Below are 24,402 nucleotides of genomic sequence, written 5' to 3'. Positions count from 1 at the left end.
GATTTAATTTCCGTTCGGTTGCTGCACCGGACGGGTTGGCGCGTTTGGCACTGCCGCGCCGGGCATGACCGCGCCCGATCCTGGTTCAGACACGCCCGCCCCCGGCGCGGTTCCCGGCGCAGTGCCCTGATGCCGCGACGCCGCGCCATCGTTGGATGCGCCCGGCGCCGCGTTCGGCGCCGGCTGGCGCTGGACCGGCACGGTCGCCATGCCGCCGCCGACCGGCGGCTGGCCGTTCACCAGCGGCGGCAGTTGCGGCGCGCCAAGGTCGCGCAGCAGCGCCGACGATTCGGGCTGGGCGGCGGCGCCGGCCGCGCGCATGTAGTCGTAGCGGTCCATCGCGATCGAATTCGAGGCTTCCTTGCTGCGCACCACGACCGGCCGCAGGAACACCATCAGGTTGGTCTTCACGCGGCTGCGGGTGCGGTACTTGAACAGGTTGCCGATCACCGGGATGTCGCCCAGGCCGCGCACTTTTTCTTCGCCATCGCCTTCGCTGTCCTCGATCAGGCCGCCGAGCACGATGATCTGGCCGTCGTCAGCCAGCACATTGCTCTCGATCGCGCGCACGTTCGTGGTCAGGCCGGATTCGGCGTTGCGGGTCGAGGCGTCCACGCTCGAGTTCTCGTGGTAGATCGCCATCTTGATGGTACCGCCTTCCGAGATCTGCGGCCGCACGCGCAGCAGCAGGCCCACGTCTTGCCGGTCGACGGTCTGGAACGGGTTGCCGCCGCCGGTGGTGCTGTTGGTGGCGAACGAACCGGTGATGATCGGCACGTTCTGGCCAACCTTGATGGTCGCCAGCTCATTGTCGAGCGTGATCATGTTCGGCGTCGACAGGATGTTGGCGTTGCCGTCGGATTCCAGCGCACGCGCCACCGCGCCCAGGCCCAGCTCGCCGCCCACCTGGCGGAACAGGCCGAAGGTCAGGCCGGTCGGCAGGACCGGCGTCGTGGTGCCGGTGGTGCTGCTCGTGCCCTGGGCCGCCGCCAGCGCCAGGTTGACGATGCTGTTGCTGGAACCGCCGCCGGTGAAGTTCTGCAGGCCGCCGAAACGGTATTTGCTGTCGGAGTCGCCGGTGGCGCCGACCCACTGCACGCCGAATTCGGAAGCTTTATTGGACGTGACCTCGACCACCAGCGCCTCGATGTAGACCTGGGCCCGGCGCACGTCGAGCTGGTCGATCACGGAGCGCAGGTTGCGGTACACCGCATCCGGCGCGGTGATGATCAGGCTGTTGGTCGAGGCGTCGGCCTGGATGAAGCCCGAACCCTGGCCGCCGCCCTGGGCTCCTTGCTGCCCCTGCTGGCCGGCGCTGTTGCCAGTACCACCAATGCCGGTGCTGCCCTGCAGGCCCTGTTGGCCGCCGAGGCCGCCCTGCCCGCCCAATCCGCCCTGGCCCGCCTGGCTGCCGATGCCGGACTGGATCGAGCTGCCCTGGGTGCCCTGCTGCACCTGCAGGGCCGAGGTGTCTTGCGACACCACGGCGCGCAGGGTCTGGGCCACGCGCGTGGCTTCCGCGTTCTTGAGATAGACCACGTGGATATTGCCCTTGCTCGAGCTCTCTTGATCCAGGCGGGCGATCAGGCTCTTGGCCAGGTTGGCGCGCGCCTGCGACGGCGCGCGGATCACGACCGAGTTGGTGCGCGGATCGGCCAGCACCGTGACCCGGCCCGAATCGCCGCCGGCGGCCGGTTCCATCAGGCGCGTGACGAGCTGGGCGATGTCGCTGGCGATCGCGTTGCGGATCGGGATCACGTCGAGGTCGGCCGCCACCGGCGCGTCGAGCGCGGCGATGATGCGCGCCAGGCGGCGCAGGTTGTCGGCATAGTCGGTGATGACCAGCGTGTTGTTGCCCGGGTTCGCCATGATGGAGTTATTGGGCGAAATCAGCGGACGCAGCACGGCGGTGAGGTTGGCGGCCGACTCGTAGGACAGATAAAACACCTGGGTCGCGATCTGGTCGCCGGTGGCCTTGCTGGAGCGCACGCCGCCGACCTGGGTCGGCGAAGACTGCAGCTTGGCCTCGGCCTCGGGCACCACCTTGGCGTAGCCGTCGCCGCTGGTGACCACCGCGAAGCCCTGCAGGCGCAGGGTCGAGGTGAGCAGGCCGAAGGCTTCGGTCTTGCTCAGCGATTTCTCGGACACCAGGGTGAGCGTGCCCTTGACCCGCGGGTCGATGATGAAGGTCATGCCGGTGTAGTGACCGATGGCCTTGATCACCGACTCGATGTCGGCATTGACGAAGCTCAAAGCGGCGGCGTTCGCGCTGTCCTGGGCCAGCGCGGGCAGCGGCAGCGCGACCATCGTGGCGGCGCAGCACAGCATGGCGCCGGCCGCAAGGCGGCGCAAGGCCGGCAGCTGCATGGCCGAAAAGTCGAGGTGCGCGAAGGTGGAGCGGTCTGTTTTCTTCATTATCTGAACTCGAGTGCGATTACGTTTTTGCCGTTCACCATCCGGCGCTGGCCCAGCAGGTTCAACATGGTCCCGAGCTGGTCCTCATAGCCGTCGGCGGCGCTGGCCTGGCCCGAAAAGCGCAGGCGTCCATTTTGCAGTACACCCGAGCCCGACAGCAGCAAAGCGCCGCGCACGGTGCGCAGGGTCAAATCGGCCTGCGGTCCACGCCAGTCCATGATCATTTCATAACTGCCAAGCGGCTTGATGGGCGACATGCGCGCACCCATATCGCTCATCGACAGGACGGTGCGCCCCTGCACCGTCACGGTATTCTGCTGGCGCAACAGGTCGAGCGCGTTCCAGGACAGCCGGATGCGGCCGCTCGGCGCCAGCGTATTGAGCGGCGCGCCCAGGCCCGACAAGCCCTCGGCCGGCAGCAGCAGCTCGCCGGCATTGACCTGCCAGCGCGACCAGCTGCCTTCGATCCGCACCGGGTTGGCCAGCGCCTGGGGATTTTCCAGGCTCATGCTGACCTGGCCTAGCACCACCAGCGGCGACAAGGTCCAGGAAAAACGGCCCGGCAGCAAGGGCGTGACCGACCCGCCCGGTCCCGGCGCCCCGCCGATAAAGGCTGAGCCGCGCCAAAGCGTACCCTGCGCATCCCCCAGCGTCAATCGACCGCCGGTCTGGCGCTCGACCATCGGGCCGAGCCAGGCCGCCGGCAGGAAAGCCAGCACCGTCGCCACTACCGCCAGGATGACCAGCAGGCCCCACGTCAGCGCCCGCCTCATGAAGCCGGATCGCTGCGCTGGCGCAGCGTGAGCGTGGCGTCGACCTGGCCCAGCGCGGTCTGGGCGCTGAATTGGGCGTCCTGCACCATCAGGCGGCTCTCGCGCCGCTGGGCGTCGAGCCAGGCCATCAGGTTGGCAAAGGAAACATTGTTGAGCTGAACCTTGGTGAACTCGCCGCTGACCGACAGCGAGGCCGGCTTGAGGCCGCGCCCCGCCATGCTGGCGGTGAGCGACTCGTTCGTGACTGGCGTGACGGCGGGCGCCGGCTCGCTGGCGGCGGCCCGGGCTTCGCCGGCAAGCGCCTCGAGCTGGGCCGCCTGCTGGCGCAGTTCGGGCAAGGAACGGCGCAATTGTTCGCGCCCTTCGAGCGCGGGCTCGAGCAGGACGAGATAGAACAGCGCCAGCGCGGCGACGGCGCCGCCGACCAGCAGGAACTTGCGCTCCTGCTCGGTGCGCGCGATCCAGTAGGCGGTGGCGCGTTCGCGCAGCCCGCTGATTTTGCCGGCGACATTCATTGCGTAACTCCAGGTTGCGAGGCGCCAGTGCTGCGGATCAACCAGGTGTTGGCGTCGGGCGCTTCCAGGCTGAGGTGGCGTGCCGCCAGGGCCGGGCGCAGCTGGTCTGCGGCGCCGGGATTGGCAGACTCGGGTTTGACGCGCACCGTGAGGGCGCGTTCGCGAAACTCCATTGATGCAATCGCAGGCGGCGCGCCGAGGCCGCCGATGGCTTCGCCGAAGGCAGCCGCCATCCAGGTGAATTCGTCGCCGCCCACCTCGCCGCTGCCGGCCCTGGCGCGCGCGATGTTCTGCTGCATCTGCGCCACCGGGTCGATCGCCGGCTGGCCCGGATACACCGAGCGGAACGTCTGGCTCATCTGCTGGCGCACGGCGTCGGCCTCGCGCTTCAGCCCCAGCCACTCGACGTTCAGGCCGATGACGTTGACCACCAGCGCCGCCAGGACAAGCCGGATCGGCCAGCGCCAGCGGCGCCAGTCGCGCCGGGCCACGCCGGCCGTGCCCAGGCCGGGCACCAGGTCGAGCGCGGGGCCGACGGCGCCGCCGTTGTTGCTGCCGCGGGCGCCGGCGATCCAGTGCGCCCAGTTGTCGCTCTCGAGGGTGACGCCGGGGCCGGCCTCGGCCAGCAGCGCCTGGTACTCGCCCAGTTGCTCGTGCTCGACATACAGCACCAGCGGCGCATCGCCCGCCAGCGCGCGCGCCGTCTGCAGGGCCACCACCGGGGCGCCGTCGAGCGCCAGGCCCAGGCCTTCGTACTGGCTCTGGCGCAGGATCAGTTCGCCCTTGCCGAAGGCGGCGCTCACGCTGCCTGGATGCAGGGGCAGGCACAATTGTTCGGGCACGGCCACCACCGCGCGCGCGCCCATTTCCAGCAACTTGCGCACCAGCGGCTCGAGCCAGGCCTGCTGCACCACGGCCACCGGACGGCGGCCGTCGGCCATGGCCGGGCCGGCCACCAGCACGCAATCGAGCGGATCGCCCAGGATATATTCTTCGACCAGGGCCGGCAGCGCCGCGCGCAGGCGCGCGCCGGCCAGCGGCGGCGCCTGCACCGCCAGCAGGGTGACGTCGCTGGCGGCCAGGATCAGCACCACGCGCCGGCTGGCCGCGACCACATCGCCCAGGTTGCGCAGCGCGCCTTCGCCCTGCTGTCCGATGGCGCCGTTATCGCCGACCATCGCGAACCGGCATAAGGCGCCTTCGCCTTCGCTCCTGGCCGGATGCCGGATATAAAGAGTAGTCAAACCGTCTCGCTTTCTTCTAGTTCTGGCGGGTCCAGATCACGGTCACACCATTGGCGGGGCCAAGGTTGGCCAGGCTGCCTTTCTGCACCAGCGACTCCGCGTCCAGCGCCGCGCGGTCGAGGCGGATGCGGCTCTGCACCAGGAAGTAATTGCTGGTGATGCTGATCTTTGGCTGTTCCACCGCTTCATCCCTGCATTGCACTTCGCTCAAAAACTGCTGGACGTCGTTCCACGGCACCCGCTTGCGCTGCTCGACCAGGGCATTGGCCTGGGAGGTCGAACAGCCAGCCAGGACCGCCGCCAGCACCTCGGCCGGCGCCGTGTTCACGTTCACCGTCGTCCCTTGCGCCGGCAGCACGATCACGAACGGACGCAAGGCCTCGACCGTCTCGGGCTTGACGCCCTGCACCGCCAGCAGGTCGTCCACCCGCATGAGCGGCATCGGGTTGCCCTTGCGCGGCGTCTGCGCAGTGTTATTGTTGCCCGCCGCGTCCGGATCCACCGTCAGCGCCTGGCCGGCGGCGACGAAATCGGCAATCGGCCGCGCCAGCCGCGGCTCTTGCCGCAGATTGGTCAGCAGGCGGCCGAGCACCTCGGTCTCGATCGGTTCGCGCTTGCCGCCCGTTGCCAGGTTGTTCAGATTGTATCGCGCCGTCGCGTCGTATACCTGACCCGACAGGGATGCATTGAAATTTTCTCCCTGCACCCGCTCGCGTTCGATGTACTGGTCGAGCCGGGTTTCGGCCAGCGGCGTGGCCCACACCTGCTCGAGCGAGATGCGTCCGCCGAAAGGCTGGCGCAGGATCACGCTGGCCCAGTCGAGGGCGCCGCGCTGGATCCACTTGGTCTGCAACTGCAAGCGCTGGTTTTCCATCGAGCGTACCTGCACCTGCTGCTGCCAGAACAGGCTGGCGACGATCGAGATCGCCAGCGTGGTCAGGAGCAGTGCGGTGACCACGGCGACGCCGCGCTGGCGGCGCGGAAGGGGCACGGGCCGCATCAGGTGCCTCCCAGCAGGAAAGACTTGACCATCGGCTGGCCCAGGCCCTGCACGGTGAGCGCCACCTGCACGCCGGTGGGTTCGCGCGAGCGGGCCGGGCCCAGGCCCGGATCGACAGGCGGGGGTTCCTGCTCGCCATTGCCGCCGACCGCGGTCGGCTCATTACGCCAGGCATTGTTTTGCCAGCCCTGCACCTGCATGCCGCCCACGCCGACCTGCAGCACGACCGACGGCGCATTCTCGGCCGGCGCATCGGACGCGAGCGCCTGCCACAGCTGGGCGATGTGGTCGAGGTCGCGCGTGCCGGGCGACTCGCGCCGCATCAGCTGGCCGTTGACCACGCGGTAGCTGACCACCTGCAGGCGCGACGGCTCGTGTTCGACGAACACCTTGCGCACCAGGGTCAGGCGGTCGGCATCCCACAGCAAGGCCGGGCGGCCGCGCATGATGTCGTTGCCGGCCGCGTTCTCGCAATCGTTCTGCATCTGGGCGAAGGCCAGCTGCATGCCGCGCGTGATTTCCATTTCGTGCGTGAGCGCCACGCGCGCGCGCACGATGCCGTCCAGCCCGCGCCAGCCGAGCACGGCCACCATGGCGAGGATGCCGATCGCCACCAGGAGTTCGACCAGCGTGAAGCCTGCATGCCGCGACCTGGCGTTCATATCGGGGAAGGCCTCAGGACCAGTTGGATGAGTTTGACAATGCGGCGTCCCGGGTTGTCGGCGTCGAACACCGAGACTTCGATCCTGCGCAACAGTGGATTGGGGCTAGACAGCACTTCTTCTTCACATACCAGGTTCAGGTCGCCTTGCGGGCAGGGAAAGCTGCGCTTGCCGATCGCGGGAAACTCGCGGCCCAGGCGGATCTGCACCAGCCGGTTCTCGGCCGACCAGGTCGCCATCATCGAGGCGCGCAGGCCGGCGCTGTTGGACGTCAGGCTGCCCACCGCGCGCAGGCCGGCGGCCAGCGCGGTGCCGACGATGACCAGCGCCACCAGCACTTCGAGCAGGGTGAATCCGAAGGCGTGGCGCGAGGCGCGGCGAGAGAACATGATGTGCTTCATTCGACGGTAAAGTGGCCGACGCCGTCGGCGCGGATCGCGACCGCGTTGGCGCCCGAGGCCAGGGTCAGCACGAAGGGACGGTCGACCGGCTCGCGTCCGAAGGTGATGCGCAGCATATCCGGGCCCCCCGTGCCGGACGGCTCGAGCACGAGCCGCAGCGGCGGATTCTTGAAGCTGCGCTCGCGCAGCAGGTCGTCGCGCGTGACCGGTTCCCAGCCGGTGTCGCCGCGCACCATGAAGCGGTAGCGCTCGCCGTTGGCCTCGAACGCGACCAGGCGGTTGCGCACGATGGCTTCGTCGCGCGCCAGCTGCAGCAGCAGCGCGATGCGCCTGGCCTCGTTTTCGAGATCCTGGCGCGGGCTCGGGATGGCGTTCAGCGTAGCCAGTCCCAGCGTGATGCCGATGATGACCATCACGACCAGCAGCTCCACCAGGGTGAAGCCGGAGGATGCGCCCCGCGCGCGCCAGGCCGGCATGGGAAAGGCTTAGTGCCAGGAACCGACGTCGGCGTCCTCGCCGTTGCCGCCCGGCTGCCCGTCGGCGCCGTAGGAGAACACGTCGATCTCGCCTTTCACGCCCGGCGACAGGTATTGGTAGGCGTTGCCCCACGGGTCCTTCGGCAGCTTCTCGATATAGCCGCCTTCTTTCCAGCCGTTGGCGGCCGGGCCGGAGGTCGGCTTGGCGATCAGGGCATTCAAGCCCTGCTCGGTGGTCGGATAGCGCTGGTTGTCGAGCTTGTACAGCTTGAGGGCCTGCATCATGGTGGCGATGTCGACCTTGGCGGCAGTGACGCGCGACTCGCCCGTGCGGCCCAGCAATTTAGGCACGACCAGGGCGCCGAGGATGCCGATGATGACCACGACGACCATGATCTCGACCAGGGTAAAGCCGCGGGCGCGACGTTGTGTACGTTGGAAATTCATATGCAGTGTGAGTAGGCTGGTGAATCGGTAGAGCCGGGACAGTATACGGCCGAAATATGACAAGATAATACTGCGGATGAATCTGCGTACAATTACTGTGCGAACGATTACATCGCTACCGGCAGCGGGTGTGCAATTGTAAGCTACCTACGCTCGTCACGACACCTTGGATCCGCGCCGTTAAGCGTGTCCTCATCAAACCTGGCTAGCGCCTGGCGCACACCGGGCAGTCGGGATTGCGCGCCACCTTGACGCCAGTCCATTCCATGAATTTCCCGTCCAGCATGAGAAGGCGGCCGACCAGGGGCGCGCCGACGCCCGCGATCAGCTTCATCGCTTCGGCGGCCTGGACCGCGCCGACGATGCCGACCAGCGGGGCGAACACCCCCATGGTGCTGCACGCAACGTCTTCAAAGCCGCTGTCTTCAGGGAACAGGCAGGCATAGCACGGGGCGTCGGGCTGGCGCGGGTCGAACACGGACAGCTGGCCGTCGAAGCGGATCGCCGCCCCCGACACCAGCGGCACGCCGGCAGCGACGCAGGCGCGGTTGACGGCGTGGCGGGTGGCGAAGTTGTCGCTGCAGTCGAGCACGACGGTGGCCGTGCGGGCCAGCGCCAGCAGGCGCTCGGGACCGGCCCGTTCGTTCAGGGCGACGACCTCGATCTCGGGATTGATCGCCAGCAGGGCCGCGCGCCCGGAATCGACCTTGGGCTGGCCGATGCGCTCGGTCGTGTGCATGACCTGGCGCTGCAGGTTGGTGAGGTCGACCGTGTCGTCGTCGACCAGGGTGATGCGGCCGATGCCGCCAGATGCCAGGTACAGCGCGGCCGGCGAACCGAGGCCGCCGGCGCCGATCACCAGGGCATGGGCCTCGAGCAGGCGCTGCTGGCCTTCGATGCCGATGTCGTCGAGCAGGATGTGGCGCGAGTAGCGCAGGAGCTGGTTGTCGTTCATGGGGTCACCCCGACATCATTTCTTCGGCGGTGCCTTCAATTCGGGCAATTTATGCTCCGCCCCCGGCAACGGCGCCGGCGCGGGTTTGTCTTCGTCGGGCACGCCCCTGGCCAGTTGCACCGGCAAGCCCTTGAAGTGCTTGATCGCCTGCGCCAGCTGGAAATCGTCCTGGCCGCCGAACTCGATCGGCTTGCGGTCCTTCAGCAGCGCCAGCGCGCGCTGCTGCTGCGCCAGGCTGGGGTTCTGGTCCCTGGACGCCGCTTCTTTCTTCTCGCCTTCGGCCGCCAGGTGGCGCTGCAGGTCCGCTTCGCGCACGCGCAGGGCGTTCAGCAGGTCGCCCTCGGCACTCTCGTCGACCCGCATATCGGGTTCGATGCCGGTGGCCTGGATCGGCCGCCCTTTCGGCGTGTAGTAGCGCGCCGTGGTCAGCTTGATCGCGGTATCTTCCGACAGTTGCCGCAAGGTCTGCACCGAGCCCTTGCCGAAGGTGCGGCTACCCATCACGATCGCGCGCTGGTAATCCTGCAGCGCGCCGGCCACGATTTCGGAAGCCGATGCCGAGCCGCCATTGACCAGCACCACCATCGGCACCGATTTGAGGCCGGCCGGCAAGCCCGCCAGCGGGTCGCCGCGCTGGGCATAGAACTCGCGCCGGCCATAGAATTCCTGGTTCGAGTCCGCCACCTGGCCCTTGGTGGACACGATCACCTGGTCCGGCTGCGGCAGGAAGGCGGCCGAGACGCCGATCGCGCCCGGCAGCAGGCCGCCCGGGTCGTTGCGCAGGTCGAGCACCAGGCCCTTGATGTCGGGTTGTTCGGCGTACAGTTCCTTGGTTTTCTTGGCCAGCTCGTCCAGGGTGTTTTCCTGGAACTGGCTGATGCGCAGCCAGGCATAGCCGGGCTCGACCATCTTGGCCTTGACGCTGACCACCTTGATTTCCTGGCGCGCGATCGGCACCACCCAGGGCTTGTCTTCGCCGGGACGGGCAATGGTGAGCGTGACCTTGCTGCCGACCTTGCCGCGCATGCGCTTGATCGCCTCGTCGGACGACATATTGCGCACGGGGACGTTGTCGATGCGGGTGATCAGGTCGCCCGGCTTGATGCCGGCCTTGAAGGCAGGCGTATCCTCGATCGGCGACACCACCTTGATGTAGCCGTCCTCGTTCGAGATCTCGACGCCGACGCCCACGAACTTGCCCTGCACCGCTTCGCGCATGTCGCGGAAGGCCTTGGGATCGAGGTAGACCGAATGCGGATCGAGCGAGGCGACCATGCCGCCGATCGCTTCCGACAGCAGCTTTTTATCTTCCACCGGCTCGACGTAGTCGGTCTTGATCAGGCCATACACGTCGGCCAGCTGGCGCAGCTCGTCGAGCGGCAAGGGCGCGCCGGCCTTTTGCGCATGGGCCGACAGCTGGAACGATGCCGCCACGCCGACCAGGACGCCCACGCCGACCAGCCCGAAATGCTTTGCTTTCATGCCCATGTTGACCCTTGTTGTACCTAGAACCGGACCCAGCCCGCCGGGTCGATGGCCTTGCCGCGATGCCTGAGCTCAAAGTATAGCCCCGATTCCTCGTTGCCACCGGTATTGCCGGCACTGGCCACCGCCTCGCCGGCGCGCACGCTGTCGCCGGGACGCTTGAGCAGCGACTGGTTATTGCCGTAGATCGACAGGTAACCGTCGCCGTGGTCGACGATGATCAGGTTGCCGAAGCCGCGCATCCAGTCGGCGTGCACCACCCGACCCGGGGCCACGGCGCGCACCTCGGCGCCTTCCGCGGCCTTGATGAAATTGCCCTTCCAGGTCGGGCCGTCGCCGCGGCGTCCACCGAAGCGGGCCACGACGCTGCCGTTGACCGGGCTGGCCATGCGGCCCTTGAGCGACGCGAACGAGCCGCTCGGCGCGGCCGGCCCCAGCATCGGCGGCGCCGGTTCGTTCGACCGGGTGTCTTCCTCGACCGGCTCCTCGGCCACGATCGGCGCTTCCTTGATCGGTTCGGGCATCGGCTTCGGCTTGGCGCCCGGCTTGGCGTTTTCGCGCGCGATGCGCTCGCGTTCGCGGTCGCGCTCGGCCTTCTCGGCCGCCGCCTTGGCGCGCGCCGCCGCCAGCGCCCTGGCTCGCGCTTCCGCGGCGGCCTTGGCCTTGGCGCGTTTCGCCGCCAGGGCGGCCTGGCGCTTGCGCTCGGCTTCTTCCTGCTCGCGGATCAGGCGCTCGAGGCGGGTGACCAGCCCCGACATGCGTTCTTCGTCGCGCTCCAGGCGGTCGGCCTGCTTGCGCTGGTCGGCCAGGCGGGTCGACAGGTTGTTGAGCAGCGCGGCGCGCTTGGCCTTTTCTTTTTCCAGCAGCGCCTTCTGGTCGAGCTGTTCCTGGGCGATTTCTTCCAGCTCTTGCTTGGCATTCTCGACCTTGTCGCGGTTGGCCTCGACTTGCGCCAGGTTGCCGCGCAGCGAATCCAGCAGGCGCGCCTGGGCCTGCGAAACATAGGCCATCAGCTGCAAGTCGCGGCTGATGCGGTTCGGGTTGTCGCCGGACAGCAGCAGCTTGATCCGGTCTTCGTTGCCAGCCACATAGTGTTCGCGCAGCAGCCTGGCCAGCTGCTTTTGCTGGGCGGCGATGGTCTGGTTCAGCTGTTCCTGCTGCGCGGCCAGGTCTTGCAGGCGCGTGTTGGTGGCGCCCTGCTCTTCCTGCAGGTCGCGCAGCGCCCGGTTGGCGTTGGAAATGGCGGCCTCGGACTCGGCCAGCGTGTCGGCCGCGTCTTCCTTGGCGCTTTCGGTCTGGCTGATGTCGCGCTTGATCGCCTGCAGTTGTTGCTGGATGCCGGCGCGCTGCTTCTCGGCCGCCGCCTTCTGGCGGCTGCGCTCGGTCTGGCGCTGGGCCCATGCATCCGTTGCGAACGCGCCGGACAGCGCGACCGCCAGCAGCGTACCCAGGAGTACGCTACCGGCTCCCTTCGTGAATGGCAAATGCAAGACTTACTTTGCCTTCCCTTGGTTGGCCACGGCCGCCATGGCGGCGGCGATCGCTTCCTGGTCGCCCAGGTAGTAGTGCTTGATCGGCTTCAGGTCGGCGTCCAGCTCATACACCAGCGGCTGGCCGTTGGGGATGTTCAGGCCGACGATGTCGGCGTCGCTGATATTGTCCAGCATCTTGATGATGGCGCGCAGGCTGTTGCCGTGGGCCGAGATCAGGATTTTCTTGCCGGCGCGGATGGCGGGGGCGATTTCGTCGTTCCAGGCCGGCATCACGCGCGCCACGGTGTCCTTCAGGCATTCGGTCAGCGGGATCTGCTCGTCGGTGAGCGCTGCATAGCGCGGGTCGCCGAACGAGGTGCGCTCGTCGTCCTTCTCGAGCGCCGGCGGCGGGGTGTCGTAGCTGCGACGCCAGACCAGCACCTGCTCGTCGCCGAACTTGGCGGCGGTCTCGGCTTTATCGAGGCCCTGGAGGGCGCCGTAGTGGCGCTCGTTCAGGCGCCAGTCGTTCTTGACGGGAAGGTACATCATGTCCATCTCGTCCATCGCCAGCCACAGGGTGCGGATGGCGCGCTTGAGCACCGAGGTATAGGCCACGTCGAAGGTGAAGCCGGCTTCCTTGAGCACGCGGCCGGCGGTTTTCGCCTCGGCCACGCCTTTTTCGGTCAGGTCGACGTCGGTCCAGCCGGTGAAACGGTTTTCCAGGTTCCAGGTGGATTCGCCATGGCGCATGAATACGATCTTGTACATTAGTCTCTTCTTCTCGAAAAAATTCTGGTTGAAGTCCGGTCCGGCATCTATTTTATAATGCCCCGATTCAGTTCAACCAATCGGAACCCTTGTGAATTTCTTACTCGATAATATCTTCGTTGTTGCGATCGCCGTGATTTCGGGTGTCGCCCTGCTGTGGCCGGCACTGACGCCGCGCGGAAAACGCGCGACGCCGCTGCAGGTGACGCAGATGATCAACCGCGGCAAGACCACCGTGGTCGACGTACGCAGCGCGGAAGAATTCGCGGCAGGCCACCTGCGCGACGCGAAACACATCCCGCTGGCAGACTTGGGCAATCGCATCGGCGAACTGGACAAGTCGAAGAACCGTACCGTCGTGGTGGTGTGCCAGAGCGGCGCCCGTGGCGACAAGGCCGCGCGCCAGTTGCAGGCGGCCGGCTTCGAAGACGTCCACAGCCTGGAAGGCGGTCTGGCGGCCTGGACGGCTGCAGGCCTGCCGGTCACCAAGTAAACCCGCCGGCCCCTGTTCCGGGCCGGCAGACATGAAAGGATTCAGCATGACAGCCCACGTCGTTCTCTACCACACCGCAGCCTGCCCCTATTGCGTGCGCGCCGAGCGCCTGCTCGAAGCCAAGGGCGTGCATGACATCGAACGCATCCGCGTCGACCTCGACCCGGAACAGCGCCAGATCATGATGCAGCGCACCGGCCGCCGCACCGTTCCACAGATCTACGTTGGCGACACCCACGTCGGCGGTTTCGACGATTTGTATGCGCTGGACCAGGCCGGACGCCTGGACCCGATGCTCAAGGGCGAGTAAGCTAATTGGGCTGAACGCGGCGGCGGACGGCAAAGCCGCTATTGCTTCCAAGTTGGTTTTGCTACAATTGTCGTCGCGTTTGACCCGAAGTCGGGCCCGGCCCCATAGCCGCGCTCGACCAAAGCACCCGGAGTAGCCTCCTGCTCCCCACTATTATTAGAAAGCGTTCCATGTCTGACGAAAACCTGCAACCAGTATTCCAAATCCAACGCGTCTACCTGAAAGACATGTCGCTGGAGCAACCGAATTCGCCATCGATCTTCCTGGAACAGGAAGCGCCGGCAATCGAAGTGTCGCTCGACGTCGGCGCCGAAAGCATCGCCGAAGGCATCTACGAGTCGACCGTGACGATCACCGTCACCGCCAAGGTCAAGGACAAGGTCGCGTTCCTGGTGGAAGGCAAGCAGGCTGGCATCTTCGAAGCCCGCAACATCCCTGCAGAGCAGATGGATCCGCTGCTGGGCATCGGCTGCCCGAACATCATCTACCCATACCTGCGCGCGAACATCGCCGACGTGATCAGCCGCGCCGGTTTCCCGCCAGTGCACCTGGCCGAGATCAACTTCGAAGCGTTCTACCAGCAGCGCGCCGCGGCCATGGCCGAAGCAGCTGCCGCCGCACCGGCAAACTAAGCATCATCTCGCGGATGCGGCCAAGGCCGCGTCCGCGCCAGCCTTCCGGCGTCGCGGTTCACCCACAATCCAGGCCCGCCATGCGCTTTCCCCGACCACTTGCAGCTGCTCCACTGTTGGCGATGACAGTGCTGGCCGCGCCGAGTGCTCACGCCTTCGATTTCAAGACGGTCGGCGCCGCCCCGGCGATCCTGTACGGAACGCCATCGGCCAAGGGCAACAAACTCTATCTGGCGCCGCCCGGCATGCCGCTCCAGGTCATGATCGCCTATGGCGACTGGGTCAAGGTGCGCGACATGAACGGCGACGTGGCCTGGACCCCAGCCAGGTCGCTGAGCGCGCAACGCAATGTGCTGGTACGCACGCCCGGCGGCCGGGTCCATTCCGGCCCGGACGCAACCTCGGCGGTCCTGATGACGGCCGACAAGGGCGTTTTACTTGAACTGGTCGATCCCCATGCCATTGTCTGGGCGCGCGTGCGCCATCGCGACGGCGTCATTGGCTATATCAAGGTCTCGGACATCTGGGGCCTGTAAATCCACTCCAGGAGTTCCATGCAACAGAACAAACCCACTACCAAGATCACCGTCCTCGGCGCCGGCGCCTGGGGCACCGCCGTCGCCATCGCGCTGGCCGCACGCCACGACGTGCTGCTGTGGGGCCGCAATCCGCAACAAATGGCGGATACCGACGCGGCGCGCGACAACCTGGCCTATTTGCCGGGCCACCCGCTGCCGTCAGCGTTGCGCGTGAGCGCCGACTTCGAGGCGGCGCTTGCCCACGTGGCGCCCGGCGCCGCGCAAGACGCGCCGCTGCTGATCCTGGCCTGCCCGGTGGCCGGCCTGCGTCCGCTGCTGGAGCAATTGCGTGGCCGCCCGATCCCGAACGTCGTCTGGCTGTGCAAGGGCTTCGAAGCCGGCACCGGCCTGCTGCCGCACCAGGTGGTGGCGCAGGTGCTGGGCGACAGCGTCCCGGGCGCGGCGCTGTCCGGCCCTTCGTTCGCGCAAGAAGTCGCGCGCGGCCTGCCGTGCGCGCTGACCGTGGCATCGAGCTCGGCCGAGCTGCGCGAACGCGTGGTGGCCGCGGCCCATGGCGACAACCTGCGCGTCTATTCGCACGACGACCTGATCGGCGTGGAAGTGGGCGGCGCGGTCAAGAACGTGATGGCGATCGCCACCGGCGCCGCCGACGGCCTGGGACTGGGCCTGAACGCGCGCGCGGCGCTGATCACGCGCGGCCTGGCCGAGATCACCCGCCTGGGGCTGGCGCTCGGCGCCCAGCCGGGCACCTTCATGGGCCTGTCGGGGATGGGCGACCTGATCCTGACCTGCACCGGCGACCTGTCGCGCAACCGGCGGGTCGGCCTGGCGCTGGCCGAAGGCAAGGCGCTGGACACGATCGTGGCGGAACTGGGCCATGTGGCCGAAGGCGTGCCCTGCGCCAAGGCGGTGCGCGAACTGGCGCGCCGGATGGGGGTCGACATGCCGATCACCGAGGCGGTGGCCAGCGTGCTGTTCGACGGCGTGGATGCGGCGCAGATGGCGGCGCAGTTGCTGGCGCGGGATCCGCGGGTGGAGCTGGCGTAATTGGTATTGCAGCCGTGGTGGACGGCTTTGCCGTCCACGCGGTACCTCACTTCGGCGGCGCCCCGCTCGGGTCGTCGCTCGGGCCGCCCGAACGTTCCGGCCCCATCAGGATGGTCATCAAGGCCACCGCATCCTTCAGCGCGCGCACCGTGTGCGGCACGCTGCCCGCCAGATAAACCATCTCGTTCGGCTGCAGGGTGGTCGTCTTGTCGTGGGCGTCGATCGCGATCTCGCCCTCCAGGCAGACGATGGTCACTTCGCCATCGACCCGGTGCTCGGGAATCGGCCGTTCGACCGGCAACACCAGTCGGATCAGTTCCATGTGCTCGGTCTTGACCAGGGCCACCGAGGTGAAATGGGCGATGTCGTCGTCGCCGCGTTGCAAAGCAATCTTTTCGCCGGATACTGCGTGATGCAAGGCCATGTCGCCCTCCTCTATGTGCTTGTCGCTTCCTCTTGCGGTTCCGGCACGCTGCGCAGCCAGCTGACCAGCGCATAGGCGTCCTGGAATCCTTGCGCCAACCGCGGCACCAGTTGATCCGGTGCATTCAGGTCCAGTTTCACCTCGGTCCACACGAAGAAGCTTTTCAGTTTCAGGTAATCGACATGCGGATGATCGGGATCGAAGCCCTTGGGTGGACGCTGCAACTTGTCCTCTTCCAGCATGTCGTTATAGGTGGCGCGAAGATTCTTATTCTTCAATACTTTGGCGAAACCCGTCGCATCGTTGACCACGTGCTCGCGGATCGCCTTCAGGCGCGCCGGCGGCGGCAGGTACTCTCCCACGCCGAAGCCCAGGGTGCCGTCGCGCTCGAGTTGAAAATAATAGGTCGAGCCGCCGCCCGCGCTCGGGCGGCGCTTGTCGTGCGGGGTGATGCCGGCCGAGAAGCGGGTTTTATACGGCGTCTTGTCCTTCGAAAAGCGGGTGTCGCGGTGGATCCGGAACATCGCCTTCTTGGGATTGCAGGCCGCCACCTGCTTGTCGAACTTCGTCAGGGCCTTGATCAGTTCCGTGACCGTTTCTTCGAATTCGGTGCGCAGGATGTCGTAGCGCGGTTTATTCCAAAGAAACCAGGGCCGGTTATTGTTTTCGCTCAGTTCGCTGAGAAATTGCGTCAGGTCGCGCAGATGCATGGTGGTTCAGGTGTCGAAAGAAAAGTTCAGGGCGCCTGGCGCGGCCGGCGGCCCACCGTCACGTCGACCGTGGCTTCGCGCCGCTTGCGCAGGATCGTCATTTGCGTCTTGGCGCCGGGCTCGAGCTGGGCGATCAGGTTCAGCATCTCGCTGGTGTCCGCGATCGGCTCGCCGGCCACGGCCACCAGGATATCGCCCGGCACGATGCCGGCGCGGTCGGCCGGCCCGCCGCGCACCACGCCGGCGATGATGGCGCCGCTGCGCTTGGCCAGGCCAAAACTGTCGGCCAGCTCGGGCGTGATGTCCTGCGATTCGATGCCGATCCAGCCGCGCACCACGCTGCCGTGCTTGACGATCGAATCGAGCACGGTCTTGGCGGTCGACACGGGAATCGCGAAGCCGATCCCGACCGAGCCGCCAGTCTGCGAATAGATTGCCGCGTTAATGCCCAGCAAATTGCCTTCGGTATCGACCAGGGCCCCGCCCGAGTTGCCGAAATTGATCGCGGCATCGGTCTGGATGAAATTCTCGAAGTGATTGATGTGCAGGTTGTTGCGGCCCAGGGCCGAGATGATGCCCAGGGTGACAGTCTGGCCGACGCCGAACGGGTTACCGATCGCCAACACCACGTCGCCCACGCGCGCCTGCTCGGGATCGCCCAGCACCATCACCGGCAGGTTGCGCTCGCTCACGCGGATCACGGCCAGGTCGGTCTCGGGATCGGTGCCGACCAGGCGCGCCGCGGCCTTGCGGCCATCGGCCAGGCCGACTTCGATCGCGTCGGCGCCGTCGATCACGTGGAAATTGGTCAGGATATAACCGTCGCTGCTGACGATGACGCCGGAGCCGAGGCTGGCCAGTTGCTCGTCGGGCGGCGCGCGGTCGCCGAAGAAGCGGCGGAAGAACGGGTCGCGCAGCAGTGGATGCGACTGGCGCGACGCCTTGCTCGTGTAAATATTGACCACGGCCGGCATCGCCTTGGCCGCGGCATTGCGGAAGCTGCCGCCCGCCGCCCGCGGCGGCGCCTGCAGCATCGGCACCGGATTGCCCGGCGTGCCGACCGCGACCGTGTCTGGCCTGTCGAGCCATTCGGGCCGCATGGCGGCCACCACGAACCAGGCCGCCAGCGCAATCGTCACCGCTTGCGCGAACAGCAGCCAAAGGCGTCGCAAAAGCGGCCGCTTGGGCTGCGGACGCCGGATGTCGTGGACCAGATCGTCTTTCACTTTTTAAGGGAATCCCGGATTTCGCGCAGCAGGACGATGTCTTCCGGCGTCACTGGAGCAGCAGGTTTGGCCTCTTCGGCCGGGCCGCGCAGGCGGTTAATCACACGCACCATCTGGAAGATGATGAAGGCCAGCAGGATAAAGTTCAGCAAAATGGTCAGGAAATTACCGTACGCCAATACAGCACCGGCCTTTTGCGCTTCTGCCAAGGGGAGGTGATAGCCCTGGTTATTGAGAGGAATATAATAGTTGGCGAAGTCGAGGCCACCGAGGACCGCGCCGATCGGCGGCATGACCACGTCCTTGACCAGCGAATCGGTGATGCGCGCAAACGCGCCGCCGATGATCACGCCGACGGCAAGGTCGATGACATTGCCGCGCATCGCAAACTTCTTGAACTCTTCCAGCATCGCCATTGGACTTCTCCCATTGTTATTGATACAAGCAATTGCATGATACCCGAACGCTCCGGAGGCTGTCTTTCGGCCGAATGCTGCAGGAGCACAAAAGACCATTCTGCTAAAGCGTGTAGCCCAGACAATTTTTTTCCCTCAGGTATTGCCGTTCACATATAATTTTGGATGCTGGAAGCTCGCTATTAATTCTTAAAATTCGTATATTCACGGAGTGGGGTTGGTATGAGTAATGAAAAGCAGGTCGATCCGGGCCGACGCGGATTGCTGGTCGCGACATGCGCGGCTGGCGGCGTAGTCGGCGTGTCCACGGCGGGAGCCCTGGTCAGCACCTTCCAGCCTTCCGAACGCGCAAAAGCGGCGGGAGCCCCGGTTGAAGTCGATATCTCCGACGTCGCTCCGGGTGAAATGAAAGTCGTCGAATGGCGCGGCAAACCGGTCTGGATCCTGCGCCGCACCCCCGCAATGATGGCCACGCTCGAGAAGGACCAGGGCGAACTGGCCGATCCCGCCTCCGATAATGTGTTCCAGCTGCCGATGCCGGAATACGCCAAGAACCCGTTCCGCTCGCGCGCCGAGCACAAGGAAGTGCTGGTCACTGTCGGCATCTGCTCCCACCTGGGCTGCTCGCCCTCCTCGCGCCTTTCCGCCGGCCCGCAGCCGAACCTGCCCGACAACTGGCCGGGCGGCTTCCTGTGCCCCTGCCACGGCTCGACCTTCGACCTGTCTGCGCGCGTGTTCAAGAACAAGCCGGCGCCGACGAATATGGATGTCCCCCCGTACATGTATCTGTCCGATAACAAGCTGGTGATCGGCAAAGACGAGAAAGGCGAGGCATAACAATGGGCGCATTCAAGGAGACCAAGCTACCCGCCGACGCACCGGTGGCCCAGAAAGCCCTGGCCTGGGTCGACGACCGCTTCCCGGCATCGAAACTGTGGAACGATCAATGGGGCAAGTACTACGCTCCCAAGAATTTCAACGTCTGGTATCTGTTCGGTTCGCTGTCGGCCCTGGTGCTGGTGCTGCAGATCGTCACCGGCATCTTCCTGACGATGCACTACAAGCCGGACGCCGCGCTGGCCTTCGGCTCGGTCGAATACATCATGCGCGAAGTGCCGTGGGGCTGGCTGGTGCGCTACCTGCACTCGACCGGCGCCTCGGCCTTCTTCATCGTGGTCTACCTGCACATGGCGCGCGGGCTGATGTACGGCTCTTACCGCAAGCCGCGCGAGCTGGTCTGGCTGTTCGGCTTCGGCATCTTCCTGTGCCTGATGGCCGAGGCCTTCTTCGGCTACCTGCTGCCATGGGGGCAGATGTCGTACTGGGGCGCCCAGGTGATCGTGAACCTGTTCGGCGCCATCCCCGTGATCGGCGAAGACCTGTCGCTGTGGATCCGCGGCGACTACGTCGTCTCCGACGCCACCCTGAACCGCTTCTTCGCCTTCCACGTGATCGCGCTGCCGCTGGTGATCCTGGGCCTGGTGGCCGCCCACCTGACGGCGCTGCACGAAGTCGGCTCGAGCAACCCGGACGGCATCGAAGTCAAGGAGCATCTGGGCCCGGACGGCCATCCGCTGGACGCCATTCCGTCGCACCCCTACTACACCACCAAGGACCTGTTCGGCGTGTCGGTATTCCTGCTGCTGTTCTCGGCAGTCGTGTTCTTCGCACCCGAGATGGGCGGCTACTTCCTGGAGTACAACAACTTCCTGCCGGCCGACTCGATGAAGACGCCGCCGCACATCGCGCCGACCTGGTACTTCACCCCGTTCTACTCGGTGCTGCGCGCGACCACGGCCGACTTCATGTACGTGCTGATGATCAGCGTCGCCCTGTACGTGGCCTTCATCTGGCTGAAATCGCGCCTGGCCTTCCGCACCAAGGCGATCATCGCCGTGGTCGGCCTGCTGCTGATCATCGGCATGCTGCCGCAGGTGCTGGACGCGAAATTCTGGGGCGTGGTGCTGTTCGGTTCGTCGGTGATGATCATCGCCGGCCTGCCGTGGCTCGACCACTCGCCGGCGAAATCGCTGCGCTACCGTCCGAGCTGGCACCGCTGGATCTATGCCCTCTTTGCGCTGGTGTTCGTGACGCTGGGCTACCTTGGCACCCAGCTGCCGACCCCGGCCTTCACCATCCTGTCGCAAGTGTGCACGCTGGCTTACTTTGCGTTCTTCCTCCTGATGCCGTGGTGGAGCACGATGGGCACCTTCAAGCCGGTGCCGACCCGTGTCACCTTCACCCCGCATTGATCACCGGACAAGAGCACAAGGACACGACATGAAATTGTTTGCAAAGAAACTGATTGCAGTCCTGGCGCTGGTGCCGGGACTGGCTTTCGCCGCCGAGGGCGGCATCCCGCTGGACCGCGCACCGGACCGCAATGACATGGCCTCGCTGCAGAACGGCGCCAAGATCTTCGTCAACTATTGCCTGAATTGCCATGCGGCGGCCTCGATGCGTTACAACCGCCTGCGCGACCTGGGCCTGTCGGAAGACCAGATTCGTGACAATCTGTTGTTTTCTGCCGACAAGGTCGGCGACATGATGACAACGGCGATGCGCCCGAAAGATGCTGCGGCCTGGTTCGGCGCGGTGCCGCCGGATCTGTCGGTGATCGCGCGCGCCAAAGCCTCGCCGGCCGGCTCGGGCGCCGACTACCTGTACACCTATCTGCGCAGCTTCTATCAGGACGAAACCCGCCCGACCGGGTGGAACAATATGGTGGTGCCAAATGTTGCGATGCCACATGCGATGTGGCAGCAGCAGGGAATTCGCACCGCCAGGTTCGCCGAGGAAGCCGATCCGCATGAGCCAGGCAAAACGGTGCACAAGTTCGCCGGCTTCGAGCAAGTATCGCCGGGCACCATGAGCCAGCAGGACTTCGATGCCGCCACCGCCGACCTGGTCGCGTACATGGTCTGGATGGCCGAACCGGCCCAGGCTACCCGCAAAAAGCTGGGTGTGATCGTGCTGTTGTTCCTGTCCGTGTTCGTGTTTTTGACCTGGCGTTTGAACGAATCGTACTGGAAACAAGTGAAGTAATTCGCTTTCATTGCCCGGTTGGCTATAATACGGGCAATCATTTCTCTGGGGTGAGTGCTCTGCGCTACACCCCTTTGTTTCTTAAGGAACTATAAACCATGATGGTTCTCTACTCCGGCACCACGTGCCCGTTCTCCCAACGCTGCCGCCTCGTCCTGTTCGAAAAGGGCATGGACTTCGAGGTCCGCGACGTTGACCTGTTCAACAAGCCGGAAGATATTTCGACGATGAACCCATACGGCCAGGTACCGATCCTGGTCGAGCGCGAACTCATCCTGTACGAATCGAACATCATCAACGAGTACATCGACGAGCGCTTCCCGCACCCGCAGCTGATGCCGGCCGACCCGCTGATGCGCGCCCGTGCCCGCCTGATGCTGTTCAACTTCGAGAAAGAGCTGTTCGTCCACGTGCACACGCTGGAAAGCGAGCGCAACAAGGCGAACGACAAGAACCACGACAAGGCGCGTGCGGAAATCCGCGATCGCCTGACCACGCTGGCTCCGCTGTTCCTGAAGAACAAGTACATGCTGGGTGACGAGTTCTCGATGCTGGACGTGGCGATCGCCCCGCTGCTCTGGCGCCTGGACCACTACGGCATCGAGCTGTCGAAGACCGCTGCGCCGCTGATGAAGTATGCCGAGCGTATCTTCTCGCGTCCGGCCTACATCGAGGCGCTGACCCCGTCCGAGAAAGTGATGCGTCGTTGATGATGCGTCTGGGGTGGGATGCCTACGCATTCCGCCCCTGCCAGCTTGATTGCTTCACACGCGCCGGTTTTTGGACGTCCGTCGGACGATTCCGGTAAACTGGCGCAAACGCCTGTATTTCTAGACAACACCACCATGGCAGAAATTTCCACCAAACCCTACCTGCTGCGCGCCATCTATGAGTGGTGCACGGACAGTGGCTTCACGCCCTATATCGCCGTCAAGGTCGACGGGGCGACGACGGTGCCGATGGAGTATGTCCGGAAAGGCGAGATCATCCTGAACATCAGCTACGGCGCGACGTCGGGGCTGAAGATGGACAATGACGCCATCCACTTCCGTGCGCGCTTCAATGGCGTGTCGCGGGAGATCTATATCCCTGTGCACAATGTGTTGGCGATTTATGCCAATGAGAATGGGCAGGGGATGGCGTTTGAGGTGGGCACGGCGCCGGAGGGTGATGCGCAGTCGTCGGGGGCTTCGGTCGAGAGTGCGCCGGCTGCGCCGGCCTTGTCGGCGGTGCCGTCGAAGGGTGTGGATTCGCCGGTGGTGGCGGATGCGCCTACGACTACGCCTGGCGGGGATGATGAGCCGCCGAAGAAGGGTGGACGGCCAACCTTGACGCGGATCAAATAGCGTATAATCGTTGTCTTAAGGTCATGCCGACTTAGCTCATCAGGTAGAGCAGTTGATTTGTAATCATCAGGTGGCGGGTTCGAGTCCTGCAGTCGGCACCAGTCATTCAGCAAAAAGCCCAGTCCTCCAGACTGGGCTTTTTGTTTTTCGCGGTCCGCCTACCTCGCCTTGAGCGACAGCGCCATGCGGTGCCGCAGCTTCGGATATACCATAGGCACGGTCAACATCGTGCTGCCAATCGCCATCAGCAGCAACGCGGTAAACGTCTCGCTGGTAATGACGCCCTTGTCGAGCAGGATATTTGCAAAGATGATCATGATCAGCGCCTTGGTCTGCAGCAGCCAGCCGATGATCGAGGCTTCTTCCTTGCTCCACCCGAGAATGCGGCCGGCAATCCGCACACCCACCAGCTTGCCCGACACCGACGCCGCCAGCAGGACGGCCGCCACGACGAACACTGCCGCCCCTCCCACTGCCCAGTTGGTACGCAAGCCGGTGCTCAAGAAAAAGACCGGCATCAATACCAGCAATACGTTATGGCGCAGGAAATCGAGTTTCTCCTGGTCGAACCAGTCCGCATCCATGACAGCGCCGGCCAGGAACGCCCCCACCATATAGTGCAACCCAGCCCAGTCAGCAGCGAACCCGCACACGATCAGCCATACCAGCATCACGAACCACCGATCCCGCTCAGGAATACTCACCATCAAGCGCCGGAACAGCTTGGTCGCCACGAAAAACACCAGGAAGAATCCCAGCTGCCGCCCCACCCGCTCCCAGTCGAGCAGAATCAGCGCCAGCACGCCCCAGATCGCGATATCGTCCAGGCTGGCATACCGCAAGATGCGCTGCCCCAGCGGCTGCCGCAGGATGTCCAGCTTCTCCATCAGCAGGATCAGAATGGGCAACGCCGTCACCGCACAGGCCATGCCCACACCCAGCACGAACTGCCAGCTTTGCGCCTCAGCCCCGATCCATCCGGAATAGCCGAGCATGCCCACCGCAACGACGCTACCGAACACTAGCGGCACCCCAAGCGCCAACCCGGCAGTAATACTGCTCTCGCGCCGATGCTCCCAGGCCTTCCTGAGATCGAGCTCGATCCCCGCCAGCATGACGAAGATCATGACCGCCCACCAGGCAATCCCGTTGAGAGTCTGGATGACCTGCGGATTGAACACGAAGCTGTAGTACTCCGGATACGCCTTGCCCAGCACGCCAGGCCCCAGCAACACGCCGGTGATGATCTGCACGACGACCAGCGGCGCCCAGTAATCGGTATTGCCGAGTCGCCAGATCAGATAGGGCACGGCAAAGATCAGCAACATCGCGATCAGGAAGATTTCGGTGGTACTCATTGCGCTGTGCATCGGACTGTCTCAAGCTGATTATTATGGTGAAGGCGCCCGCCCCAGGACGAGCCACACGATCTCCCGCGAGTATCCCCGTAAATATCAGCACGCAGCAATCTACAACGTGAAGTTTCTCTGAAGATTCGTGTCAAAATAACATAATGCAAGATTAGTTTGACCGAGAATTAACCCGGTGCTATAGTCGGGCCAAGCCGATGGTAACGTTTCCAAACTTACCAAAACAATAAC

The 24,402-nt window shown here is 65.2% G+C and carries 28 protein-coding genes and 1 tRNA gene; 11 read left to right on the top strand and 18 right to left on the bottom strand.

Annotated elements, in window-relative coordinates; translation table 11 throughout:
* Window positions 1-3: 3 nt before the first annotated feature.
* The 13 genes from gspD to gpmA all read right to left on the bottom strand — a co-directional run bounded on the left by gspD (window position 4) and on the right by gpmA (window position 12,613).
* Window positions 4-2,415: a type II secretion system secretin GspD gene (gene gspD, locus ABIB42_RS09995; protein WP_429248280.1), complete on the bottom strand. Its 2,412-nt coding sequence runs from the start codon at window positions 2,413-2,415 to the stop codon at window positions 4-6.
* On the bottom strand, window positions 2,415-3,188 hold the full coding sequence (gspN, locus tag ABIB42_RS09990; protein ID WP_313632299.1) for a type II secretion system protein N: 774 nt from the start codon (window positions 3,186-3,188) through the stop codon (window positions 2,415-2,417). The genes gspD and gspN overlap by 1 nt, the downstream gene beginning before the upstream one ends.
* A complete protein-coding gene (gene gspM / locus ABIB42_RS09985; protein WP_005663740.1) occupies window positions 3,185-3,703 on the bottom strand; it encodes a type II secretion system protein GspM in 519 nt (172 codons plus the stop codon). The genes gspN and gspM overlap by 4 nt, the downstream gene beginning before the upstream one ends.
* Window positions 3,700-4,947 carry a type II secretion system protein GspL gene (gspL, locus tag ABIB42_RS09980; protein ID WP_429248279.1) on the bottom strand — a complete coding sequence of 416 codons (1,248 nt, stop codon included), beginning with the start codon at window positions 4,945-4,947 and terminating at the stop codon, window positions 3,700-3,702. Before gspL ends, gspM begins: the two co-directional genes overlap by 4 nt.
* 16 nt (window positions 4,948-4,963) lie before the next feature.
* Complete coding sequence (gene gspK / locus ABIB42_RS09975) at window positions 4,964-5,947, bottom strand: type II secretion system minor pseudopilin GspK (RefSeq protein ID WP_071360814.1); 984 nt, start codon at window positions 5,945-5,947, stop codon at window positions 4,964-4,966.
* The gene (locus ABIB42_RS09970; RefSeq protein ID WP_005663744.1) at window positions 5,947-6,609 is read right to left on the bottom strand and encodes a PulJ/GspJ family protein; all 663 of its coding nucleotides are present in this window, start codon (window positions 6,607-6,609) and stop codon (window positions 5,947-5,949) included. The genes gspK and ABIB42_RS09970 overlap by 1 nt, the downstream gene beginning before the upstream one ends.
* Entirely contained in the window at window positions 6,606-6,998 is a 393-nt protein-coding gene (gene gspI / locus ABIB42_RS09965) for a type II secretion system minor pseudopilin GspI (RefSeq protein ID WP_040774939.1), read from the bottom strand. Before gspI ends, ABIB42_RS09970 begins: the two co-directional genes overlap by 4 nt.
* Window positions 6,999-7,006: 8 nt before the next feature.
* Complete coding sequence (locus tag ABIB42_RS09960; RefSeq protein ID WP_005663746.1) at window positions 7,007-7,486, bottom strand: GspH/FimT family pseudopilin; 480 nt, start codon at window positions 7,484-7,486, stop codon at window positions 7,007-7,009.
* Window positions 7,487-7,495: 9 nt separating this feature from the next.
* The gene (gene gspG, locus ABIB42_RS09955) at window positions 7,496-7,933 is read right to left on the bottom strand and encodes a type II secretion system major pseudopilin GspG (RefSeq protein WP_184238452.1); all 438 of its coding nucleotides are present in this window, start codon (window positions 7,931-7,933) and stop codon (window positions 7,496-7,498) included.
* A 205-nt stretch (window positions 7,934-8,138) separates the two neighbouring features.
* A complete protein-coding gene (locus ABIB42_RS09950) occupies window positions 8,139-8,888 on the bottom strand; it encodes a HesA/MoeB/ThiF family protein (RefSeq protein ID WP_429248278.1) in 750 nt (249 codons plus the stop codon).
* Between the two features lie 15 nt (window positions 8,889-8,903).
* Window positions 8,904-10,376, bottom strand: a complete 1,473-nt coding sequence (locus tag ABIB42_RS09945) for a S41 family peptidase (protein WP_429248277.1) — start codon at window positions 10,374-10,376, stop codon at window positions 8,904-8,906.
* A gap of 17 nt (window positions 10,377-10,393) precedes the next feature.
* Entirely contained in the window at window positions 10,394-11,857 is a 1,464-nt protein-coding gene (locus ABIB42_RS09940) for a murein hydrolase activator EnvC family protein (protein WP_229520545.1), read from the bottom strand.
* 9 nt (window positions 11,858-11,866) lie between these two features.
* Window positions 11,867-12,613 carry a 2,3-diphosphoglycerate-dependent phosphoglycerate mutase gene (gene gpmA / locus ABIB42_RS09935; protein ID WP_219862048.1) on the bottom strand — a complete coding sequence of 249 codons (747 nt, stop codon included), beginning with the start codon at window positions 12,611-12,613 and terminating at the stop codon, window positions 11,867-11,869.
* A gap of 91 nt (window positions 12,614-12,704) precedes the next feature.
* On the opposite strand from gpmA, the gene ABIB42_RS09930 reads away from it, so the two are divergent.
* The 5 genes from ABIB42_RS09930 to ABIB42_RS09910 all read left to right on the top strand — a co-directional run bounded on the left by ABIB42_RS09930 (window position 12,705) and on the right by ABIB42_RS09910 (window position 15,634).
* A complete protein-coding gene (locus ABIB42_RS09930; protein ID WP_005663752.1) occupies window positions 12,705-13,106 on the top strand; it encodes a rhodanese-like domain-containing protein in 402 nt (133 codons plus the stop codon).
* A 46-nt stretch (window positions 13,107-13,152) separates the two neighbouring features.
* Window positions 13,153-13,416, top strand: coding sequence for a glutaredoxin 3 (gene grxC / locus ABIB42_RS09925; protein WP_005663754.1), 264 nt, complete (start codon window positions 13,153-13,155; stop codon window positions 13,414-13,416).
* Between the two features lie 170 nt (window positions 13,417-13,586).
* Window positions 13,587-14,048 (top strand): protein-export chaperone SecB, encoded by a 462-nt coding sequence (secB, locus tag ABIB42_RS09920; RefSeq protein ID WP_005663756.1) that lies wholly within the window; start codon window positions 13,587-13,589, stop codon window positions 14,046-14,048.
* Window positions 14,049-14,128: 80 nt separating this feature from the next.
* Window positions 14,129-14,584, top strand: a complete 456-nt coding sequence (locus tag ABIB42_RS09915) for an SH3 domain-containing protein (protein ID WP_040774942.1) — start codon at window positions 14,129-14,131, stop codon at window positions 14,582-14,584.
* An 18-nt stretch (window positions 14,585-14,602) separates the two neighbouring features.
* Window positions 14,603-15,634, top strand: coding sequence for an NAD(P)H-dependent glycerol-3-phosphate dehydrogenase (locus tag ABIB42_RS09910; RefSeq protein WP_219862047.1), 1,032 nt, complete (start codon window positions 14,603-14,605; stop codon window positions 15,632-15,634).
* 46 nt (window positions 15,635-15,680) lie between these two features.
* On the opposite strand, the gene ABIB42_RS09905 is transcribed toward ABIB42_RS09910, so the two are convergent.
* The 4 genes from ABIB42_RS09905 to mscL are packed head-to-tail and all read right to left on the bottom strand — an operon-like array spanning window position 15,681 to window position 18,410.
* The gene (locus ABIB42_RS09905; protein ID WP_005663760.1) at window positions 15,681-16,058 is read right to left on the bottom strand and encodes a cupin domain-containing protein; all 378 of its coding nucleotides are present in this window, start codon (window positions 16,056-16,058) and stop codon (window positions 15,681-15,683) included.
* Between the two features lie 11 nt (window positions 16,059-16,069).
* On the bottom strand, window positions 16,070-16,768 hold the full coding sequence (locus ABIB42_RS09900) for a DUF2461 domain-containing protein (protein WP_005663762.1): 699 nt from the start codon (window positions 16,766-16,768) through the stop codon (window positions 16,070-16,072).
* 26 nt (window positions 16,769-16,794) lie between these two features.
* Window positions 16,795-17,940, bottom strand: coding sequence for a Do family serine endopeptidase (locus ABIB42_RS09895; protein ID WP_040775530.1), 1,146 nt, complete (start codon window positions 17,938-17,940; stop codon window positions 16,795-16,797).
* A gap of 50 nt (window positions 17,941-17,990) precedes the next feature.
* Window positions 17,991-18,410, bottom strand: a complete 420-nt coding sequence (gene mscL, locus ABIB42_RS09890) for a large conductance mechanosensitive channel protein MscL (RefSeq protein WP_005663765.1) — start codon at window positions 18,408-18,410, stop codon at window positions 17,991-17,993.
* Between the two features lie 222 nt (window positions 18,411-18,632).
* Between mscL and petA the strand changes: the two genes are divergently transcribed.
* The 6 genes from petA to ABIB42_RS09860 all read left to right on the top strand — a co-directional run bounded on the left by petA (window position 18,633) and on the right by ABIB42_RS09860 (window position 22,902).
* Window positions 18,633-19,247, top strand: a complete 615-nt coding sequence (gene petA / locus ABIB42_RS09885) for a ubiquinol-cytochrome c reductase iron-sulfur subunit (protein ID WP_005663766.1) — start codon at window positions 18,633-18,635, stop codon at window positions 19,245-19,247.
* 2 nt (window positions 19,248-19,249) lie between these two features.
* The gene (locus tag ABIB42_RS09880) at window positions 19,250-20,662 is read left to right on the top strand and encodes a cytochrome b (RefSeq protein WP_219862045.1); all 1,413 of its coding nucleotides are present in this window, start codon (window positions 19,250-19,252) and stop codon (window positions 20,660-20,662) included.
* Between the two features lie 28 nt (window positions 20,663-20,690).
* Window positions 20,691-21,455, top strand: a complete 765-nt coding sequence (locus tag ABIB42_RS09875; RefSeq protein WP_219862043.1) for a cytochrome c1 — start codon at window positions 20,691-20,693, stop codon at window positions 21,453-21,455.
* A gap of 98 nt (window positions 21,456-21,553) precedes the next feature.
* The gene (locus tag ABIB42_RS09870) at window positions 21,554-22,165 is read left to right on the top strand and encodes a glutathione S-transferase N-terminal domain-containing protein (RefSeq protein ID WP_005663771.1); all 612 of its coding nucleotides are present in this window, start codon (window positions 21,554-21,556) and stop codon (window positions 22,163-22,165) included.
* 135 nt (window positions 22,166-22,300) lie between these two features.
* Entirely contained in the window at window positions 22,301-22,801 is a 501-nt protein-coding gene (locus ABIB42_RS09865; RefSeq protein ID WP_071360827.1) for a ClpXP protease specificity-enhancing factor, read from the top strand.
* 25 nt (window positions 22,802-22,826) lie between these two features.
* A tRNA-Thr gene (locus tag ABIB42_RS09860) sits at window positions 22,827-22,902 on the top strand.
* 57 nt (window positions 22,903-22,959) lie between these two features.
* Here the strand turns inward: ABIB42_RS09860 and ABIB42_RS09855 are convergent.
* Entirely contained in the window at window positions 22,960-24,159 is a 1,200-nt protein-coding gene (locus ABIB42_RS09855) for a cation:proton antiporter (protein WP_229409712.1), read from the bottom strand.
* Window positions 24,160-24,402 lie beyond the last annotated feature (243 nt).

Source organism: Massilia sp. UYP32, assembly GCF_050434365.1.
Taxonomy (GTDB): Bacteria; Pseudomonadota; Gammaproteobacteria; order Burkholderiales; family Burkholderiaceae_D; genus Telluria; species Telluria timonae.
Note: the sequence above shows the minus strand (reverse complement) of the source record. Positions and strands in the feature narration are given on the sequence as shown.

Bases quoted from the DNA above. Each gene is read 5' to 3' on its own strand.
- ABIB42_RS09900 (WP_005663762.1), bottom strand. From the start codon at position 16,768: ATGCATCTGCGCGACCTGACGCAATTTCTCAGCGAACTGAGCGAAAAC.
- ABIB42_RS09960 (WP_005663746.1), bottom strand. From the start codon at position 7,486: ATGCCGGCCTGGCGCGCGCGGGGCGCATCCTCCGGCTTCACCCTGGTG.
- grxC (WP_005663754.1), top strand. From the start codon at position 13,153: ATGACAGCCCACGTCGTTCTCTACCACACCGCAGCCTGCCCCTATTGC.
- gspN (WP_313632299.1), bottom strand. From the start codon at position 3,188: ATGAGGCGGGCGCTGACGTGGGGCCTGCTGGTCATCCTGGCGGTAGTG.
- gpmA (WP_219862048.1), bottom strand. From the start codon at position 12,613: ATGTACAAGATCGTATTCATGCGCCATGGCGAATCCACCTGGAACCTG.
- ABIB42_RS09875 (WP_219862043.1), top strand. From the start codon at position 20,691: ATGAAATTGTTTGCAAAGAAACTGATTGCAGTCCTGGCGCTGGTGCCG.
- gspM (WP_005663740.1), bottom strand. From the start codon at position 3,703: ATGAATGTCGCCGGCAAAATCAGCGGGCTGCGCGAACGCGCCACCGCC.
- ABIB42_RS09870 (WP_005663771.1), top strand. From the start codon at position 21,554: ATGATGGTTCTCTACTCCGGCACCACGTGCCCGTTCTCCCAACGCTGC.
- petA (WP_005663766.1), top strand. From the start codon at position 18,633: ATGAGTAATGAAAAGCAGGTCGATCCGGGCCGACGCGGATTGCTGGTC.
- ABIB42_RS09855 (WP_229409712.1), bottom strand. From the start codon at position 24,159: ATGAGTACCACCGAAATCTTCCTGATCGCGATGTTGCTGATCTTTGCC.
- ABIB42_RS09910 (WP_219862047.1), top strand. From the start codon at position 14,603: ATGCAACAGAACAAACCCACTACCAAGATCACCGTCCTCGGCGCCGGC.
- ABIB42_RS09905 (WP_005663760.1), bottom strand. From the start codon at position 16,058: ATGGCCTTGCATCACGCAGTATCCGGCGAAAAGATTGCTTTGCAACGC.
- gspG (WP_184238452.1), bottom strand. From the start codon at position 7,933: ATGAATTTCCAACGTACACAACGTCGCGCCCGCGGCTTTACCCTGGTC.
- mscL (WP_005663765.1), bottom strand. From the start codon at position 18,410: ATGGCGATGCTGGAAGAGTTCAAGAAGTTTGCGATGCGCGGCAATGTC.
- ABIB42_RS09945 (WP_429248277.1), bottom strand. From the start codon at position 10,376: ATGGGCATGAAAGCAAAGCATTTCGGGCTGGTCGGCGTGGGCGTCCTG.
- ABIB42_RS09915 (WP_040774942.1), top strand. From the start codon at position 14,129: ATGCGCTTTCCCCGACCACTTGCAGCTGCTCCACTGTTGGCGATGACA.
- ABIB42_RS09970 (WP_005663744.1), bottom strand. From the start codon at position 6,609: ATGAACGCCAGGTCGCGGCATGCAGGCTTCACGCTGGTCGAACTCCTG.
- ABIB42_RS09950 (WP_429248278.1), bottom strand. From the start codon at position 8,888: ATGAACGACAACCAGCTCCTGCGCTACTCGCGCCACATCCTGCTCGAC.
- ABIB42_RS09880 (WP_219862045.1), top strand. From the start codon at position 19,250: ATGGGCGCATTCAAGGAGACCAAGCTACCCGCCGACGCACCGGTGGCC.
- secB (WP_005663756.1), top strand. From the start codon at position 13,587: ATGTCTGACGAAAACCTGCAACCAGTATTCCAAATCCAACGCGTCTAC.
- gspD (WP_429248280.1), bottom strand. From the start codon at position 2,415: ATGAAGAAAACAGACCGCTCCACCTTCGCGCACCTCGACTTTTCGGCC.
- gspK (WP_071360814.1), bottom strand. From the start codon at position 5,947: ATGCGGCCCGTGCCCCTTCCGCGCCGCCAGCGCGGCGTCGCCGTGGTC.
- gspI (WP_040774939.1), bottom strand. From the start codon at position 6,998: ATGTTCTCTCGCCGCGCCTCGCGCCACGCCTTCGGATTCACCCTGCTC.
- ABIB42_RS09865 (WP_071360827.1), top strand. From the start codon at position 22,301: ATGGCAGAAATTTCCACCAAACCCTACCTGCTGCGCGCCATCTATGAG.